Origin of the sequence: Microvirga sp. GCM10011540 (assembly GCF_042650665.1) — a bacterium.
In the GTDB taxonomy this organism is placed as follows: Bacteria; Pseudomonadota; Alphaproteobacteria; order Rhizobiales; family Beijerinckiaceae; genus Microvirga; species Microvirga lenta.
The window spans coordinates 12,552-28,167 of the sequence record NZ_JBHSBQ010000132.1 but is presented as its reverse complement, the minus strand read 5'-3'; the positions used below and the strand labels follow the sequence as shown (position 1 = coordinate 28,167).

Sequence of the window (15,616 nt, the reverse complement as noted above, 5' to 3'; positions counted from 1 at the left end):
AATGAACGCCCTCCCCCAGGCCCATGTCATCCCGGCGTTGGAAGCGGGAGAAGTGGATCTCTGGGGCGGCTGTATTTCCGCAAATGCGGTACTACGCATAGCGCTGCGCTGAACGTTGCTCTTGGGAGACGCCATGTCTCGCAACACAGTCCTCATCCGGGCGCTGTCGAATCTGGGCCTGCGCGCCCCTGGCCGTGAGCCGGGAACCTGGCGGGCTCCCGAGGTTCTGACGCAGGCAGGCCTCGCCCACGTGCTGTCGCCGGCACAGATCATCGACCTTGAGCGTCCACTCTACAGGCCTGCCCCGGATGCTGGGTCACGGCCTTTTCAACGGAGCCGAAGGCGGGCAGTTCAACCTGAAGCTGGCCGATGCCGTTGCGACCATGGCCAACGCTCCGGCCTCCTTTCCGATCGTGATCGGAGGTGACTGCTCAAGCCTGCCCGGAGCCTTGGCAGAATGCCGCCGACAAGCTCCGCTTTCCTTAGTGCAAATCGATGGCCACAGCGACTTTCGCCCCCGGCAACTACGATGCGGCTGAAGGGCCGGGCGCCGTCGCCGAGATGGGCCTCGCGCTGGCAACCGGACGAGGAGGGCCACTCCTGACGGCTTGGCCCATGGCGGATGCTTCGTTGACTCCTGATGAGCAGGTCGTGCAGATTGGCGAATGCGAAGGCCGCGATGCCGATTTTGCCTGGCCGGACATCAACGGCACGGCCATTACCCGTCTCGGCGTGTTCACGGTACGCGATCTTGGCCCAGCCGAGGTGATTGCAAGGACGCTTGAGGCCCTCAAAAAGTAGCCGGATTAGCTGTTCTGGATCCACCTTGATGTCGACGTGCTCGATCAGACCGTGATACCGGCGGTCGACAGTTCGGGAAATCCCGGCATCGACGAGGACGATTTGGCTCTTCGCCTGCGCGCCCTCGTGCAGCAGGAACGTCGCGCCGGCACGACGGTGACGATCTACGATCCTGATCTAGATCCACAACGCGAATATGCCGCCCGGCTCCTCACCCTGCTGGGAAAGGTGTTTAAGCCCTAGAGGCGACAGATTTTGCTCTTTGGTGCCCAAAAGGCGACCAGACCGAATCAAAGTCGCATCAGGTGGAAAGCTCTACGCCTAGCATGCGCCTTGTTTCTATCCAGTGGCTCAGGCAACAGAAGCATCACACCGATCAAGCCCTCTTCCGGCCAATGCCCGGAAGTGCCGAGCCAGAATAAGGCTGCGCTTCCTCTCGCCCGCTGTCGGCTGTTCAGTTCGGGTGAGCCGACGTGGCCTGCCCAACACCCCCGCCCGAGGACCGCATCGCCGCTATCGCGTTCCAGCTTGGGCCTGCGGCTCTCCTGTGTGACGACCATCGAATACTCTGCGGCCGCGAAGCCGACCGCCTCCCGGTCTCGTTCACATCCAAATCGACGCGCAACCGGGAAAACTGGTCAGTATCCTCTATATTCTTTCGGGGCATGACAATCTGGTGACCCCAAAGAGAACCCCGCTCAGTCCAGGGACTGAACGAGGTGACCCAAGGGGCGATCCGCATAACGAGGTTTGACGCGGTCCGCACACCTTTCTCCTACGACCAAGGTTAATAAGCCGTGTCTAATCGGTCATGCCAAACCCGCCGTGGCAACCGGATTTCGGGCACTGCCAAGGCTCTATGACACAGACAACCCTGCGAATATCAGAGCATATTCATAACTGAACTGGCAGGGGCGACAGGCTTCGAACACTGCACCTTCGGATTTGGAACCCGACGCTCTTCCGATTGAGCTACACCCCTCCGCCGAGTTGCTTAAGTTATAGCCTTCTTTCACGGATTCGTGATCATCGCAAAAGTGTGAATAGCCTGCCCAAAAGGCCTATTCCTTCTGAGATATCCAAGCTTGACTATAAGGCGTTCTCCAGTCGTGTACACTGTCCCAGAGGTTTGCTCGGACGGAGCACAAAGCCCCCCTCGCCAGCGACGATTGAGGAGGGACGGGCCCATAAGGAGGAACAGTGCTCCGGTTCAGCACCCGAACCATTCAGCCTTGGGATTGCTCCGGGCCGGAATGGCGGTTTCTGCGCCGATGATTCGTAAAGGGGCATTCCGCGATGACGCCGGCGGCGGTCTCAAGAAGTGGCCTATTGTGGCTACACTGGCGCGCTGCCGGCCAAGGCATAGGCCATGTAGCAATACGCGTAGCATAACAAGCGTACGAAGCAGCTCGGCGGGGCCGCAGGCAAAATCGACTCTTCTGCCCTTGCGGCCGAACCCTGAGCGTCCATCTAGAGCCTCGTGCGGAAAAGTGGATCCGGTTTTCCGCCAAAACGATGCTCTATTAAGGAGAAAGCATCCGAGCTCGCCCTTTTGGACGCCTCGCGAGCTTGGAAAAGGACCCGTGGATCCGTCAATGCAGTGCGAACTGGGAATGGCTGACATCGCAGCCGCCAAGGGGGACGCTCAGGATGACGCGACCGGCGCTATCGGCAATGTCCATCCGCCAATCCTGCCACGCACGCGCGGCAAAGAAGCCCTCCTGCCGGAGTTCTGCAATGGCGCGAACGGCACAGAGTAACTCCCCCTCATGGAGAGAAAGGCAGACCCCGTCCTCGTCACGGATAGTCTCCGCATCAGAGACAAGATGGAAGAAAAACTTCGCCGAAATGAGTGGCTCAGGTTCCAACATTGCCTATCCGCCCGTATACGTTCGCCCTAAAAAGAATATGTTGCATATAGCGCCAGAAATGCGGCAGACGAAGCGACAGCGGTGTCGATAATATACTACCTAAACCGGCTATCCTTAGCTGTCTTTTTTGCCGTATTCTAAAAGTGTTAACACTTAAAAATTTGACAAGTGGAAGCATTCCTAGCCCTCAGAGCTTGAGGCTTTTCGACATAGTTGAAATTGCCTGGCTCAAGCGGAAAACGCGGACCGCCATGCAGGTCGGCCGGCTCGCACCGCCACACAATCGGGGTTTGCGCCGTGGCTGCTTTGGCTGTTGAGGAATTCTGTTCGAAGGCGATGCTGCTCGGGCGAGATTATTCGGGATCCCACTTATGCCGGCGCTGTCCCTAGCCCGAGCCACCCTCCAAGGGGGCCGTTCGCGCGATCTCCTCTCGGATGATCCGAGCCGTCTTGGGCCCAATACCTGGAACAAGCCGCTCGATCTGGTCGGCAATCGCCGCAAGCCGGTCCATCGAGCGAATGTTGTCTTTCTGCAGCGCCACCCAGGCCCGTACCGGCAGGTGAATGCCTTCGATGGACCCCGGGCAGAGTTCCTCGTCACTCGCCATCTCGCCTCCTTCACTGACCAGCCAAGGCTGCCCATTGAGGCCGCGAAGGCAAGCACCCTTTCGGGTAAGCTTCCTCCAGAATGGCGTTCTGCCTCAAGTTTGGAATGGAGAGGCCCGTTATAAAAGAACCGGCCGGGGGCAGACCCGGCCGGCTCACACCATAACCCCAATCGTGGGGAGTTGCGTATGGCTGTCGCGATTTTGTGCGGAGATCGGCTCAAAGTCGATCCTGGTGGCGCGCCAAGGCCGGAATTTTGAGCCACATCGTTAACGGCGGTTACGGAGACCTGGAGTTTTCGCTCACGCACTCCCGTTCCACGGAGAGCGTTCTGAAATTTAGATGGTTAAATGCGCAAGCGCGGCATCCAAGAAGGGTAAAGCGGAAACACCCGATCCATCCGGATCAGGGCGAACAAGCGACTCACAGCACCTTTAGCATCAACAATCGAAATTCGTATGCTGCTCCCAAGACAGCTCAGACAAGTCACCAGCCACCCAGACCAGTGCTGCCATGAAATCCACAGGTAGAGATCCAAGGTGTGTCGTGTGCGCCGGTAGGACCGGCACGTCATGATACCCGCAATGCTCCTCGTCTGGCTTCTGGGTGCCGCGCTGGCCTCGATGGGCCATCGCCTCCCACAGGGCCCGGCTGACGGCGAAGCTCGTGCTGGTTCTCCTGCTGTCTGCTGTGCATGGCTTCCTGTCCGGGAGCCTCCGCAGACTCGCGCTCAGCCCGCAACCCAGGAAGGGCAAGCTCGGCCTGTTCCGCCTGACCATGGACGATGGGCAGGCTTACGAGTTTACCCGCGAGTAGCTTCCGGCTTGGCAAACTCGTTGCGCGACTTGGCGGGCGTGAAGGACCGGGGCCGAGTTGGAGCTACTTTTCCTGTCGTAGAAGCCTCTCTTCTTCAGCTGGACGAGACCGTAGTGTCGATCAGATGCCGGATCCGCTGAATGTAAAGCTCATGGTAATCGTCGAGCCCGAACTTCTTGCCCGCATCCCGACAGAGGATGATCTTCTCCAGCGCTACGGACCACTCTTGGCGGCGATAGGCTGCGAGCATGGCGCTGTTTCGCTCGTCCAGGTCCACGAAATCGCGGCTGGCGGCGATATCAGCGCGTCCCAGGATCGTGAAAATCCGCTCCAGATTCCGCTTTCCCTTCACCTGCAGCTGGTCGAGCTCCAGAACGGCGAACCGGGTGCCGACCGCCCGCGCCGTCTTCTCGCCGATAATGACCGGGAGGCCGTACTGCTTTGACAGTCCTTCCAGCCGCGAGGCGAGATTGACTGTGTCGCCAACGACCGAATAGTTGAAGTGCAGATCGGAGCCGAAATTGCCGACGACGCAAAGGCCGGTGTTCAGGCCTATCCCGATCTTGAGCGGCGCGATGGTGCGATCATCGCCGGCTTCGCGCTGACGCTGCCTGTTGAGCGCCTCGAGACTCTCCAGCATCGCGAGCGCCGCTTCGCAGGCATTCGCCTCATGGGCCGGATCATCAAGAGGGGCGTTCCAAAAGGCCATGATCGCATCGCCCATGTATTTGTCGATCGTTCCGCGGCGCTCCATGATGTCCCTGGTGAGCGGGGTGAAAAGGCGATTGATCAGAACCGTCAGCCCCTGCGGATCGTCCTTGTACGACTCCGAGATCGCCGTGAAGCCGCGAACGTCCGAGAAGAGCACCGTCAGCTCGCGCTGCTCTCCGCCGAGCGTCAGCTTTTCCGGCGACTGCGCCAGCTGCTCGACCAGATCGGGCGAGAGGTACTGGCTGAAGGCCGATCTGATCCGATAGCGGTCCGCCGAGATGGTCATGTAGTTCGTGCAAACGAGTACCGCATAGACCAGAAGGCTTGATCCCAGCGGGAAGGTGTAGTCGATCAGAAGGTCGAGAACCGCGAAACAGTACCACGATATGCCGAGGGTCAGGACCGCAGTGGCTCCGCCGAGGACGAAAAGAGTGCCTGCATTGACCCGAGGTGCCAGGGCGATGAGGGTGAGGCTCAGCAGTGTCGCGAGCAAGATCTCAACGACCGCCGTGTAGCCCGGCCGGCTCAGGGTCGCTCCCGTGAGGGCGCTTTCCAGAAGCTGCGCGTGCAGCTCCACCCCGGGAAGCGCCGGGTGAACCGGCGTCACCTTGAGGTCGAGCAGCCCAGCGGCGGAGGTGCCGACAAGCACCAACTTGCCCGCCAAGGCGTCCAGGGGCACCCTGTCCCGCAGGAGATCGATGGCCGGAACGTATTTGCTCAGGTCCGGCGGCGAGAAATGAACCCAGATCCGGCCCTTGCCGTCCGTGGGGACTTCGAGACCGTGCACGCCTACGCTGCGAACGCCGCTGGCATCAGTCCTGATGAGGATCGCGCCCTCCCCGGCAGCGACCCTGAGCATTTCGAGGGAAAGTGAGGGGATAATCGTGCCATTGGCCAAAGCCACGATCGGCACGCGGCGGACGGTTCCGTCCCCCTCCGGGGCGATCGAGAAAATTCCGTGCCCCTTGGCGGCGTCGTCAAGAACGGGAAGGTTGCGCAGGAGGTGCGGAAAGTCGACCAGGAAGGGGCGCGGGTCCGGACCGGCGGTGGCAATTCCGGTCTGACCGGCCGGCCGTGCAACTGCCGCGGCTCCGGAGACGCGATATCCCGACTGCCCGAGAACCACCCTGGAAGCCCGGATGACGTCAGCGAAGACGACATCATTGCTGGGCAGCCGGCGCAGTCTCTCCCTTGTCGCGGTATCCAGTCCATGGAAAGTTTCGGCCGCGATCTCCGGTGAGCTTCGGTCCGGCTCTGGAAAGAGCACGTCGAAGCCGATGACCGTGCCGCCGCGCTCGACGATCTTCGTGACAATCTCGGCCATGACCGTGCGGGGCCACGGCCATTGTCCCAGGGCCTGCAAGCTCTGCTCGTCGATGTCCACGATGGCGACAAGGCCTCGGTGCGGAGACCGTGGGTGCATCAACTGGTAGACATCGAAGGATTTATGACGAAGGACCTCGACCGGATCGGGATCCCAGACCCGCAGCGCGAGCAGGGCGGCGAGAAGCAGGAGGCCAATGTACCGCCCGATACCGAGACGGCGCATCCTGCGCATGAGCACCGTCAAGGTTTGGGTCCCGTCAGGTCGCAGGGGTCGCTCGCGGCGGGACCGACGCAGCCTTTGCGACATGCCTGCTTCTCCTGTTGCATCGTGCTGCCGCGAACAGGATCGGCAGGGTCGGGAACGGATAGGCGCGATGGCCTGAGCATGCCCCCCTCACAGGATGAGATCGCTGGACTGGGGCAAGGCCCCTTTGATCGTTAGCTGCGCCGCCAAAACCTCACCGCTCGCGAAGGTGATTGCCGCCGACAAGTCATTCGCGTTGCCGATCAGACGCCCAAGCCCACCCACCGAAACATCGAGGGCGAGCCCTTGGGAAGTGATGCGAAGGTCTTCCGGGTCGATACCGGTGATCTCCAACCCGTTCACGAACACATCGATATCGGAGACGGTTCCGCTCGGAATTGGCGAACCGAGAACAGAGATGTCGATCTGGTCCGGGAAGGTCAGCCGCGAAGCTCCGCCCGTATTGTCGATTGTGTTCAACCCGGAGAGGCTCGCTCCTTCGCCGATGCCGATGGCCGTGATCCTCGCCTGGTGAACATCGTTGAGCATGGCGAGTTCGGCGCCGAGCGCGCCTTGCCCATTGCCGTCTGACAGGAAATACAGGAAGTTCCGCTCGCTGCCCTCATCCAGGATTTGCAGTTTGTCGTTGGCGGCCCGCAGGGCACCGGCGAAATTTGTCTGTCCACTGGCATTGAGGGTTCTCAAGTAATTCGCGATTGCCCCGTCGTCGGTTCCGCCGAGAGTGAAGGTCGTCGCTGCCGCAGCGCGTTCGGCTTGGTTCGCGGCATCGGCAGGATCGGCGCTGCCATTGAACGGGATCACCGTGACGGAGACGTCGGCGGGAGAAAACCCGAGCGCACGGATCTGCCCGGTCAGCGCGATCAGGCTCGCGATCTCCGCATCGAGAACGGTATCGACAAGCCCGTCGCCGTTGAGATCACCGACCGGATGTCCGTCGAAGGGATCGGATGTGCTGCCCGAGATGTCGATGAGATAGAGGATGTTCATCTGGGGCTGCGGCACTTCACCCAGACCGATGAGGAGACCGATATCCGCACTCACCTTCGTCGTCTTGGACGGCGCATTGATGGTGAGCGAGACCGGCTGGTCGTTGAAGTCGAGCACGCTGCTCGCCGAGGCGGCCTGATAAGGCGAAGAGAACGTTCCGGTCCCGTGCACCTGAAGGATGACGTCTGCGGTATCCGTCGCCCCCTTGGGATCGGACACCGTATAGGCGAATGAGACTGTCGCGGTCTCGCCGAAGCTGAGGGCCCCGAAGTCATTGCCGGGATCGAAGACTAGATCGCCGGACGCATCGAGGAATACGGAGCCTTCCGATGGGACAGTCCAGTCGGAGATACGCAGCGCATCGTTTTCCGCGTCGGTATCGTTTGTGAGCGTGTTCAGAACCGTCCGCCCGGCTTCCCCGACAGCGCTGATGCGGTCGCCCGCAGCGACGGGCGCATCGTTCCGGCCGTCGACTGTCCAGGAAGCCGAAGCCGGAAGGCGGTTGCCATCGACCAGCAGGGCGTAATCGACCCTGATCGTCATACTTTCTCCCTCACCGAGGTCCTGATAGGCCGGATGGGAGGGGTCGAGGGAGAAGCTCCGCGAGGCTTCGTCGTATGTCACGCCAGGAGGGAACGATGCCGGTACGATCACCAGAGCGGGCATAGCAGCGGCTCGCGCCGGCACGACATCCACGGCATCAAGCCGCGCGAGCGGTCCGTCCTCCACGGCCTCTCCACTGATCGGCGCAGGCGCAGACGTCAGAAAGGGGAGAAGCAAGTCCCGGGACACGACACGCTCCGGGATGAAAGGTGTGACCGCGAACTGCGACGGATCGATCGTGTCCATGGGCTGCATGAACCCGGCCGGAATGATCAGGGTATCCTCAGGATCGCTGCTCCCCCTTCTCTGAGGGCCGGGGGTGAAGACCTGAAAGAGCTCGCGGACGAGGTCGCTTTCATTGCGGAGATCGTCAGCGGTCTTGGTTACCTGCGTGATGCTGAGATTTGTAGCAGCCCCCGGTGAAACGAGCGTTGCAGTGCGGGCATCCGAGATTGTGGTGAGGACCCGGGAGGGATTGTTCCTGTCCAGGAGAACAACCGAGCCCACGGTTCCATCAGGCTCGGTGAGGAGTGAGATCTTCGTAACGCCGCTCGAGGCCTCGATTTCCATCTGAACGGCCGTTCCCCTGATGGCCATGGTGGCAACGGGAGTATCGATCTTGAGGTCTCCGGTTTTCGCGAGTTGACCGGCGACGAACGAGATGACGCCCTGGACGAGGGTAAGCAAGGCGGAGTTAGAACCTGCGCTTGCAGTGTAGACCATATCGTTCAGCACCATGCGGGCGCTGGCCGATAAACTGAATACCGTTCCGTCATGAAACCTGATGATCAGCGACGAGTCGGCCCCGGTTTGCACGACATCGCCTCTCGCGACCGTGTCACCGAGACGCAGTTCGACCAAGCTGCCATTGCGCAGCACGGTCGCCGATCCGGACACTTTCTCGACTCGGCCGATCGGCACCAGGGCTGCCGCCGCGCGAACCGCTTGACTGCCTGCCTGGGCGTATTCCACGCCCGGGCCGGAGCCGACCAGCGCCTCAACGGTTGCGCCGGTCAGGCCCGCGCCGTCCGGAGTTGCGATTCCAAGCCGCCGCTCGGACCTGAAATAATCAACGATAGTGGCGCTCGCCTCGCCCTCCACGAGCAGAAGATCGGTGCCGGATCTGCGAAAGTCAGCGTTGAAGAGAACGTGCCCGTCCGGGAAGACAATCGAGGCTTTGGCATCAGCAGTACTGCTCGACGCCGCATGGGCGCCGCTCCCGATGTCAAAAACACTGGCATGGTCCCCGGATTGATACACGGCCGACCCCTTGTGCTTTTGCGATGATAATCCATCCGCGCCCCCTTGACCAACGGAATGAAGTCTCCGCCCTAGGAATCGTCCATCCGCATGTGGGCCCAACGAGAATCAACTGGTTCGTCTCCGGCACTTTCCGCGGATGAGGGCCTCACCAGGGTTCGGTCGCCATTCCATGGCACACGTTACATTGTTGATAGCCCCGGGCCGTCGCCCTCCGGAACCCGCGCCCGTTCCAGCGGCGGGTGGATTGTCCTGGCCAAGGATGGACATGGCTTGACGAGATCGTCCAGACACGACGTGCTGCTGGACAAGCCGACAGACGCTTCCTGAAACGTCTGCTGCAAAGGCAGATGGAAGTTCTCGGCCGGGTTTGCAGCGTGGACCTGTCAAGGGGCCGAATGGGCCTTTGGTGCACCCGATGGGTGTTGTTGCCGTCGGGACTGGGACAGACACGCTGTGACGCGCCCATGTGGCGAGCAGGTGAAATGCTTTGCCGCGAACCCGAGAGCGAACCCAAGAGGCGATGCGGTCCACGCTGGCGGCGATGCGGCCTGCGGTTCGAACCTCCGCGGAGGGCTGCGGGTTTCGAGCACGTTCCATCTGCGCTCTGCGGATCATGTTAGCCATCTTGTTCCTGCTCAGGATCAAACGGGCGCTGCTCGGCGTGAACCCCAACCATTGAGCGCACACGCTCCTTGACTTCCCGATGCTCCGGCTCGACTTGGAGTAAGCGCTCCGTCGGATAAGGCCATTGCGATCCGTTCAGCTCCGTCTTTTACCATCCCGCTCAAAACCCTTTGGAAGTAGGAAACTGGCCGATACAGTCATCGAAAGACCTGAGCGGCTTCATCTCAGGCGGTCTCTGATCGCACTGATCATTGGCGGCTTGGATCGAGCCCTTCTCCTGGCTCTGCCCCTACCGAGTTCGACTGAGCACGATCTGCGAACATGGCTTCCAGTTTCAAACGTCTCCTTATCCTCACCGGTCTTCTCCTCGTCCAAGGAGGCGATTCAGCGTGGGCTAAAGCGTTTCACCGTGAAGTGACCTATGATTACCAAGTCAATTCAGATCTGACGCATCAGGAACTCACCACTCAGAATATCGTGGTCCTGACTGATCGTGCTATCGCCGAGTACAGTCAGATTGCCTTCACCTACGACCCAAAGTCCGAAGTTCTTGATATTCTCGAGGCATGGGTCGATCAGCCGGATGGCAGGCGCCTCACAGTCGCCGGAGAAAACATCTTCACGAGGCCGAGTGCTGCCTCCCGCGATGCACCAGGCTTCGTCAACTCGGAGACGCGAACGATAGTCTAACCGCAAGTCCAGAAGGGTAGCCGTATCCATCTGCAGGTAAGGCAGCGATCAGTCACCCCGCAATTGATGGGGTTCAATACTGTCCTCACGGCTGCCTCCGGCGGCAGCCTGGATCTGTTGGCGACGATCTCAGCTCCAGCCGATCTTGCGCTTCAATGGCGCCAGAGAGGAGCGTTCATCGTCACCGATGCGACCCTTGATGGCACGCGACAGATCACGGTGGAGCTGAAGGAAGATGGCCCAGGCGCCTTACCTGAGGCACATATGGTTTCGCCGCTTGATGTGCAGCCGATCTTCGTGGCGACGACGCTTCCCAGTTATGAGCAAATCGGGGCTCTGTACTTCCAGCAGAATGCAGGGAAAGACACCGTGACCCCGGCCGTGCGCCAGCTTGCAGACCAGATCGCGCAGGGACGGACCGGACTCCAGGCTGCTCACGCTGTTTATGGTTGGGTTGCAGGCCACATCCGCTATCTTGCGGTCTGGCTTGATCCCGATTCCGGGTTGGTGGCGCACAGCGCCGACGAGGTGATCCGTAACGGCTACGGCGATTGCAAGGATCATGTGGTGCTGACCCAGGCGCTCCTGGCAGCTCTCGAGATCCGCGCCGAACCCGCTCTCGTAAATTGGGACAACAGGACAAGGCCTTTGCCGCTCTGGTCCAGCGCGGCATTCAATCACGTGATGGTCTATCTGCCAGACTACGATGTCTACCTGAATCCGACAAACCCGTTCGCACGCTTTGATGCGCTTGATATCGGTCTCTCGAACAAGCTCGTCGTGATCGCCAATGGGAAGGGTGAGGTTCGGCAGACACCTGCATCCGAAGCCTCGGATACCGATACAACGTTCAGGCCTCTCTTATGCTCAGTCCCGACGGTATGATCGCCGGGTCAAAAGTCATCGGCACGTCAGGGCGCGCCGACACGGTCATCCGCAGCGCCGTAGCCAACGCACGTTCTCCCCAGGACCTCGCCACCCGTCTCATCTCGCAAAGCCCCGAGGGCGGGTTTGGCGTTGTTCATGCGGACAATCCCAGAAGCCTAGCAACGGTGCTCTCCCTCAAGGCGGAATGGACCAGTCCGCACGGGGTCGTCATGACAGGAAAAACAGTACCCTTCAGCATTCCAGTAGGCATTGATTTCCTGCCGTACCAGACGTTCCGTCAGTATCTCTCGGCAAGTGGAGAACGCCGGTATCCGATCATCGTCGGCTCAGGGGTGAATACATGGACCTATGACATTGGTCTCCCCGATGGGTACTCGCTCGATTCTGTTCCTCCTGCCAGCAAGGTGGAGAACTCGGCTGGGCTGTACACGGCCACTTACGAGGCATCAGAAGACAGAATGCGTGTCTCGCGTCGGCTGACGATCAACAAGGACATCTACGAGCCGGACGAGTACCCTGCCCTCCAGGCGCTCCTGTATGCTCTCATCGATGATGCAAGATCATCCGCATTCGTAACGCGCCGGTGAGCCGGCGACGCGCCGGATTTCACAGAGACGGCTTCACAGATCCGCCTTGACATCGTCGTGCAGCCTCTTCCGCTCGCGACGAGATCGGACTTGTTGCGTCCCGACAGTATGTCCCTTCAGGAGCAGTTGGCGCTGTCGCCTGATCAAGTCGAACCGGCGGATCGCCCCGCTGAGGAGATCCTCAGAACCATGCACAGCAATGACCTTGATCTCAAAGGCTACGAGATTCCCCAGATCAACCCGAGCGACGGCACCTTGCAGCGACGTGCCCCTTTGAAGCACAGGTTCAATCAGGCTCTGAAACGATCCGATGTCGACGAACTGCCCCGCCTGAACCGGCCCCTGCCGGGTCGCCAGTTCGAGGTCCGAGCGGCCTTCCTGCAGCTCGGTAACCGGGCAGCTCCAGCGTCCCTCTTTCGTCTCGACGGTCGCGATGAGGCTTTCGATGTAGGTCGCCTCGGCGCTCATGTTGCTGATCAGGCACCAGGCCTCGAGCCCGGACCCGGCGCCCCGGTGGACCAGGATGCTCGACCTCTTCTGCCGGCGGTAGCTGCTGACGAACACCTGCAGATAGGCGATCCAGACGAACAGCATCGCGATGTTCGCCGCCACGCCGAGCACCTGATGATTACTCGCGATCCAGTCCCACATGCTCGTTTCCTCGTGGATAGCCTGCCCGGATGTCAGCCGCGGGCCTTCCCGGCCGCGGTTTCGCGCGGCGCGTTCGCCTCGGCCTCCTCGTCGGTGCGGGAGGCCTGCTCGTGGCGGTAGAGCATCGGCTTGTCCGAAGGCGGTGATGGCGGCCCGAGACTGGCGGAGACGCCGAAAACGGTCCGCTGGACGCGTGGAAACGCGCCGAAGCGCTCGATCCGGAGTTTCTCAGCCATCATGTTCCTTCACGTCGTGGGCGGTCGATGGTGCCCGGCATGACGGAACCGGGCGGATCCGTTTCGGCAGCCGCTGCTCCCTGCAACAACCCGGAGCACCTGACAGCTTTCTGAATCGAACCGGCACGCTCGGGCGCATCCTTGGCGGCCGCCGCAAAGGCGCCTCCCGGAATCGCGGTCTTCGCCAAAAAGGCACCTGCCGTTCGGCCGTCCGGTCTGGTATAGGGGGGCCGTTCCCCGGCCTGCGTCGAGCGGCCTGATTCACGAGGCCGCCATGTCCCCAGCGTCATCGAAAGTCGTCATCTGCGGCGCCGGCATCGCCGGCATCGCGGCGGCCTACCAGCTCGCCGTCGAACACGGTCTCGACCACGTCACGCTGGTCGACGAGGGCAACCCGCTCTCGCTCACCTCGGACAAGTCCACGGAAGCCTACCGCAACTGGTGGCCCGGACCCGACTGGGCCATGACCGCCTTCATGAACCGCAGCATCAATCTCATCGAGGAGATCGCGCGGGCGACCGACAACCGCATCAACCTCAACCGCCGCGGCTACGTGTTCGCGACCTCCGATGCGGGCAAGATCCCCTTTCTCGAAACCATGGCGAAGGCGGCCGAGGAGAATGGCGGGGGAGCCGCGCGGTTTCACGACACGGCGCAGAGCGCCTACACGCCCTCGCCCGAGCGCGGGTTCGACAGCGCGCTGTCGGGCGCGGACGTCATCACGGATGCGAGCCTGATCCGCCGCCATTTTCCCTTTCTGGCGCCTGAGACGGTGGCGCTGGTCCATGCGCGGCGCGCCGGCTGGCTCAGCGCCCAGCAGCTCGGCATGGTGATGCTGGAGGCGGCGCGCGCGCACGGCGTGCAGATCCTGAAGGGCCGCGTCGTCGGCATCGACACGGCCGGCGGCCGGGTTCGCGGCGTGCATGTCGAGCAGCAGGGCGAGCGCCGCACGCTCGACGCGACGCATGTGGTGCTGGCCGCCGGGCCGATGCAGGCCGAGATGGCGCACATGATCGGCGTCGACCTGCCGATCAGGGCCGAGCGCCACTTCAAGGTCAGCTTCCCGGATACGCTCGGGGGCATGCCGCGCAACGCGCCGATGCTGATCTGGCTCGACGAGCAGCAACTGCCCTGGAGCGACGAGGAGCGCGCCGCGCTCGCGGCCGACGAGGAGGCCCAATGGCTCCTCGGGACGTTTCCGGCGGGCGTCCACGGGCGGCCCGACGGGGCATCGGCGACGCTCATTCTGTTCAACCACCATGGCGACGCGGTCGATCCGGTCTTCCCGCTGCCGGAGCCGGAATACTACCCCGAGATCGCGCTTCGCGGCATGTCCACCATGGTTCCGGGGCTCAAGGCCTATAACGGGAAGACGCCGCGGCCCTACATGGACGGCGGCTACTACATGCGCACGCAGGAGAACCGGCCGCTCATCGGGCCCGTCCCGGTCGAAGGCGCGTACATCTCCTGCGCGTTCTCGGGCTTCGGCGTGATGGCGTCCTGCGCGGGCGGAGAGCTCATCGCCCGCTACATCACCGAGACCCCCCTGCCCGATTACGCGCCGGCCTTCCTGCTGTCGCGCTATCAGGACGCCGCCTACAACGCCCTGCTCGAACGTTGGGGCGACGGCGGCCAGCTCTGACCGACTCAGACGATGGCCTCGCCCATGCCCTTGGTGCCGCCCGTCACCAGGGCGCGCTTGCCGGCGAATTCCCGGGGATCGACGGCGAACGAGGATGCCGCGTTCATCATGCGATCTCCAGCCGCGCGATCTTCGAGCCGGAAAGGGTGAAGGCGAAGCGCAGCATCGCAGGACTGCCGGGAAAGTCGCCGGACACAAGTCCCGAGACGAGCATCCGGTCGTCGACCGTTTCGACCTGCCTGACGTCGATGGTGACGCGGTACTTGCGGGTCGTGTGCTCCATCCAGGAACGGATATCCGCCCGGCCGCGATGCTCACGGCCTTCGTCCTTCACCACGGCATCCTCGGCAAAAGGCGCCAGCATGGCGTCGATGTCGTGCCGGTTCTTCGCCTCGTAGTAGGCAGCCAACGGGGGAGGAAGTCGTTTGCTCATACGGGTTCTCCAAGAGGAGCCAGGCCGCTCGAAATGAGTCCGGCTCCGTAGCGGCGGGAGGAACTTGGAGGTATGCTGACGGAAAGACAAGAACGCACGAAAAAGTAAGGTACTCACCTATGAGTAAGGAAGAAGCCCTGACTCCCAGCTCCGCCGCCGACCGGGTGGAACAGGCGCTCAAGTTCCTCGAAGGCCGCTGGAAGCTGGTGATCCTGTTCCGGCTGTTCGGCGGCAAGGTGCTGCGCTTCTCGGAGCTGGAGAAGGCGATCCCGGCCATCTCGCAGAAGATGCTCATCCAGCAGCTTCGCCAGATGGAGGCGGACGGAATCGTTCGCCGGATCGTGCATCACCAGGTGCCGCCGAAGGTGGAATATTGCCTCACGGATTGGGGACAGGCCCTGTGCCCGGCGCTCGACGCATTGCTGCAATGGGCCGCCGCCCGGGAGCGTCCCGGCGAAACGGATGCCGGGGCGCAATCCGCGCGCTCGGCATCCTGAAGGTCCCGACCGGGGCGCCGCACTGCCCCGGAGAGAAGCGGCGCCCCCACAGCAATCACATTGTCAACACAATGGCGGGCCAAGCGCAGCCGTGCATTCCGAAGACTAACGAGAGCGAT

The 15,616-nt window shown here is 61.9% G+C and carries 16 protein-coding genes and 1 tRNA gene; 9 read left to right on the top strand and 8 right to left on the bottom strand.

Annotated elements, in window-relative coordinates; all coding sequences use genetic code 11:
- Window positions 1-308: 308 nt before the first annotated feature.
- From ACFOYU_RS19595 to ACFOYU_RS19585, 3 genes are read left to right on the top strand one after another with little or no spacing between them, the layout of a single operon-like run.
- Complete coding sequence (locus ACFOYU_RS19595; RefSeq protein WP_377034936.1) at window positions 309-539, top strand: arginase family protein; 231 nt, start codon at window positions 309-311, stop codon at window positions 537-539.
- Window positions 496-801, top strand: a complete 306-nt coding sequence (locus tag ACFOYU_RS19590) for a hypothetical protein (RefSeq protein WP_377034911.1) — start codon at window positions 496-498, stop codon at window positions 799-801. The genes ACFOYU_RS19595 and ACFOYU_RS19590 overlap by 44 nt, the downstream gene beginning before the upstream one ends.
- Before the next feature lie 36 nt (window positions 802-837).
- Entirely contained in the window at window positions 838-1,044 is a 207-nt protein-coding gene (locus tag ACFOYU_RS19585) for a hypothetical protein (RefSeq protein WP_377034910.1), read from the top strand.
- A 663-nt stretch (window positions 1,045-1,707) separates the two neighbouring features.
- On the opposite strand, the gene ACFOYU_RS19580 is transcribed toward ACFOYU_RS19585, so the two are convergent.
- The 3 genes from ACFOYU_RS19580 to ACFOYU_RS19570 form a co-directional block, all read right to left on the bottom strand.
- Window positions 1,708-1,783 (bottom strand) — tRNA-Trp (locus tag ACFOYU_RS19580).
- 610 nt (window positions 1,784-2,393) lie between these two features.
- Complete coding sequence (locus ACFOYU_RS19575) at window positions 2,394-2,672, bottom strand: DUF6894 family protein (protein ID WP_377034909.1); 279 nt, start codon at window positions 2,670-2,672, stop codon at window positions 2,394-2,396.
- 386 nt (window positions 2,673-3,058) lie between these two features.
- Window positions 3,059-3,280, bottom strand: coding sequence for a hypothetical protein (locus ACFOYU_RS19570; RefSeq protein ID WP_377034908.1), 222 nt, complete (start codon window positions 3,278-3,280; stop codon window positions 3,059-3,061).
- A 604-nt stretch (window positions 3,281-3,884) separates the two neighbouring features.
- On the opposite strand from ACFOYU_RS19570, the gene ACFOYU_RS19565 reads away from it, so the two are divergent.
- Window positions 3,885-4,094: a hypothetical protein gene (locus ACFOYU_RS19565; RefSeq protein WP_377034907.1), complete on the top strand. Its 210-nt coding sequence runs from the start codon at window positions 3,885-3,887 to the stop codon at window positions 4,092-4,094.
- Window positions 4,095-4,188: 94 nt separating this feature from the next.
- Here the strand turns inward: ACFOYU_RS19565 and ACFOYU_RS19560 are convergent, their stop codons facing one another.
- Together ACFOYU_RS19560 and ACFOYU_RS19555 are read right to left on the bottom strand one after the other, a co-directional pair.
- Window positions 4,189-6,438, bottom strand: a complete 2,250-nt coding sequence (locus tag ACFOYU_RS19560) for a CHASE2 domain-containing protein (protein ID WP_377034906.1) — start codon at window positions 6,436-6,438, stop codon at window positions 4,189-4,191.
- An 87-nt stretch (window positions 6,439-6,525) separates the two neighbouring features.
- Entirely contained in the window at window positions 6,526-9,246 is a 2,721-nt protein-coding gene (locus ACFOYU_RS19555; protein WP_377034905.1) for an Ig-like domain-containing protein, read from the bottom strand.
- Window positions 9,247-10,194: 948 nt separating this feature from the next.
- Here ACFOYU_RS19555 and ACFOYU_RS19550 point away from each other — a divergent pair.
- The 3 genes from ACFOYU_RS19550 (at window position 10,195) to ACFOYU_RS19540 (ending at window position 12,038) form a co-directional block, all read left to right on the top strand.
- On the top strand, window positions 10,195-10,563 hold the full coding sequence (locus tag ACFOYU_RS19550; protein ID WP_377034904.1) for a DUF3857 domain-containing protein: 369 nt from the start codon (window positions 10,195-10,197) through the stop codon (window positions 10,561-10,563).
- A gap of 117 nt (window positions 10,564-10,680) precedes the next feature.
- Complete coding sequence (locus ACFOYU_RS19545; protein ID WP_377034903.1) at window positions 10,681-11,448, top strand: transglutaminase family protein; 768 nt, start codon at window positions 10,681-10,683, stop codon at window positions 11,446-11,448.
- Complete coding sequence (locus tag ACFOYU_RS19540; RefSeq protein ID WP_377034902.1) at window positions 11,427-12,038, top strand: DUF3858 domain-containing protein; 612 nt, start codon at window positions 11,427-11,429, stop codon at window positions 12,036-12,038. Before ACFOYU_RS19545 ends, ACFOYU_RS19540 begins: the two co-directional genes overlap by 22 nt.
- A gap of 33 nt (window positions 12,039-12,071) precedes the next feature.
- On the opposite strand, the gene ACFOYU_RS19535 is transcribed toward ACFOYU_RS19540, so the two are convergent.
- Complete coding sequence (locus ACFOYU_RS19535; protein WP_377034901.1) at window positions 12,072-12,689, bottom strand: hypothetical protein; 618 nt, start codon at window positions 12,687-12,689, stop codon at window positions 12,072-12,074.
- A gap of 32 nt (window positions 12,690-12,721) precedes the next feature.
- Window positions 12,722-12,928 carry a hypothetical protein gene (locus tag ACFOYU_RS19530; protein WP_377034900.1) on the bottom strand — a complete coding sequence of 69 codons (207 nt, stop codon included), beginning with the start codon at window positions 12,926-12,928 and terminating at the stop codon, window positions 12,722-12,724.
- Between the two features lie 271 nt (window positions 12,929-13,199).
- Between ACFOYU_RS19530 and ACFOYU_RS19525 the strand changes: the two genes are divergently transcribed.
- On the top strand, window positions 13,200-14,567 hold the full coding sequence (locus ACFOYU_RS19525) for an NAD(P)/FAD-dependent oxidoreductase (protein WP_377034899.1): 1,368 nt from the start codon (window positions 13,200-13,202) through the stop codon (window positions 14,565-14,567).
- Between the two features lie 106 nt (window positions 14,568-14,673).
- Here the strand turns inward: ACFOYU_RS19525 and ACFOYU_RS19520 are convergent, their stop codons facing one another.
- Complete coding sequence (locus tag ACFOYU_RS19520) at window positions 14,674-15,000, bottom strand: nuclear transport factor 2 family protein (protein ID WP_377034898.1); 327 nt, start codon at window positions 14,998-15,000, stop codon at window positions 14,674-14,676.
- A 137-nt stretch (window positions 15,001-15,137) separates the two neighbouring features.
- Between ACFOYU_RS19520 and ACFOYU_RS19515 the strand changes: the two genes are divergently transcribed.
- Complete coding sequence (locus tag ACFOYU_RS19515; RefSeq protein ID WP_377034935.1) at window positions 15,138-15,497, top strand: winged helix-turn-helix transcriptional regulator; 360 nt, start codon at window positions 15,138-15,140, stop codon at window positions 15,495-15,497.
- Window positions 15,498-15,616: the final 119 nt, after the last annotated feature.

What these genes read in the sequence shown, in the direction of transcription:
- ACFOYU_RS19525 (WP_377034899.1), top strand. Translation starts at nt 13,200, where the DNA reads ATGTCCCCAGCGTCATCGAAAGTCGTCATCTGCGGCGCCGGCATCGCC.
- ACFOYU_RS19535 (WP_377034901.1), bottom strand. Translation starts at nt 12,689, where the DNA reads ATGTGGGACTGGATCGCGAGTAATCATCAGGTGCTCGGCGTGGCGGCG.
- ACFOYU_RS19550 (WP_377034904.1), top strand. Translation starts at nt 10,195, where the DNA reads ATGGCTTCCAGTTTCAAACGTCTCCTTATCCTCACCGGTCTTCTCCTC.
- ACFOYU_RS19560 (WP_377034906.1), bottom strand. Translation starts at nt 6,438, where the DNA reads ATGTCGCAAAGGCTGCGTCGGTCCCGCCGCGAGCGACCCCTGCGACCT.
- ACFOYU_RS19530 (WP_377034900.1), bottom strand. Translation starts at nt 12,928, where the DNA reads ATGATGGCTGAGAAACTCCGGATCGAGCGCTTCGGCGCGTTTCCACGC.
- ACFOYU_RS19540 (WP_377034902.1), top strand. Translation starts at nt 11,427, where the DNA reads ATGCTCAGTCCCGACGGTATGATCGCCGGGTCAAAAGTCATCGGCACG.
- ACFOYU_RS19590 (WP_377034911.1), top strand. Translation starts at nt 496, where the DNA reads ATGGCCACAGCGACTTTCGCCCCCGGCAACTACGATGCGGCTGAAGGG.
- ACFOYU_RS19570 (WP_377034908.1), bottom strand. Translation starts at nt 3,280, where the DNA reads ATGGCGAGTGACGAGGAACTCTGCCCGGGGTCCATCGAAGGCATTCAC.
- ACFOYU_RS19595 (WP_377034936.1), top strand. Translation starts at nt 309, where the DNA reads ATGCTGGGTCACGGCCTTTTCAACGGAGCCGAAGGCGGGCAGTTCAAC.
- ACFOYU_RS19575 (WP_377034909.1), bottom strand. Translation starts at nt 2,672, where the DNA reads ATGTTGGAACCTGAGCCACTCATTTCGGCGAAGTTTTTCTTCCATCTT.
- ACFOYU_RS19520 (WP_377034898.1), bottom strand. Translation starts at nt 15,000, where the DNA reads ATGAGCAAACGACTTCCTCCCCCGTTGGCTGCCTACTACGAGGCGAAG.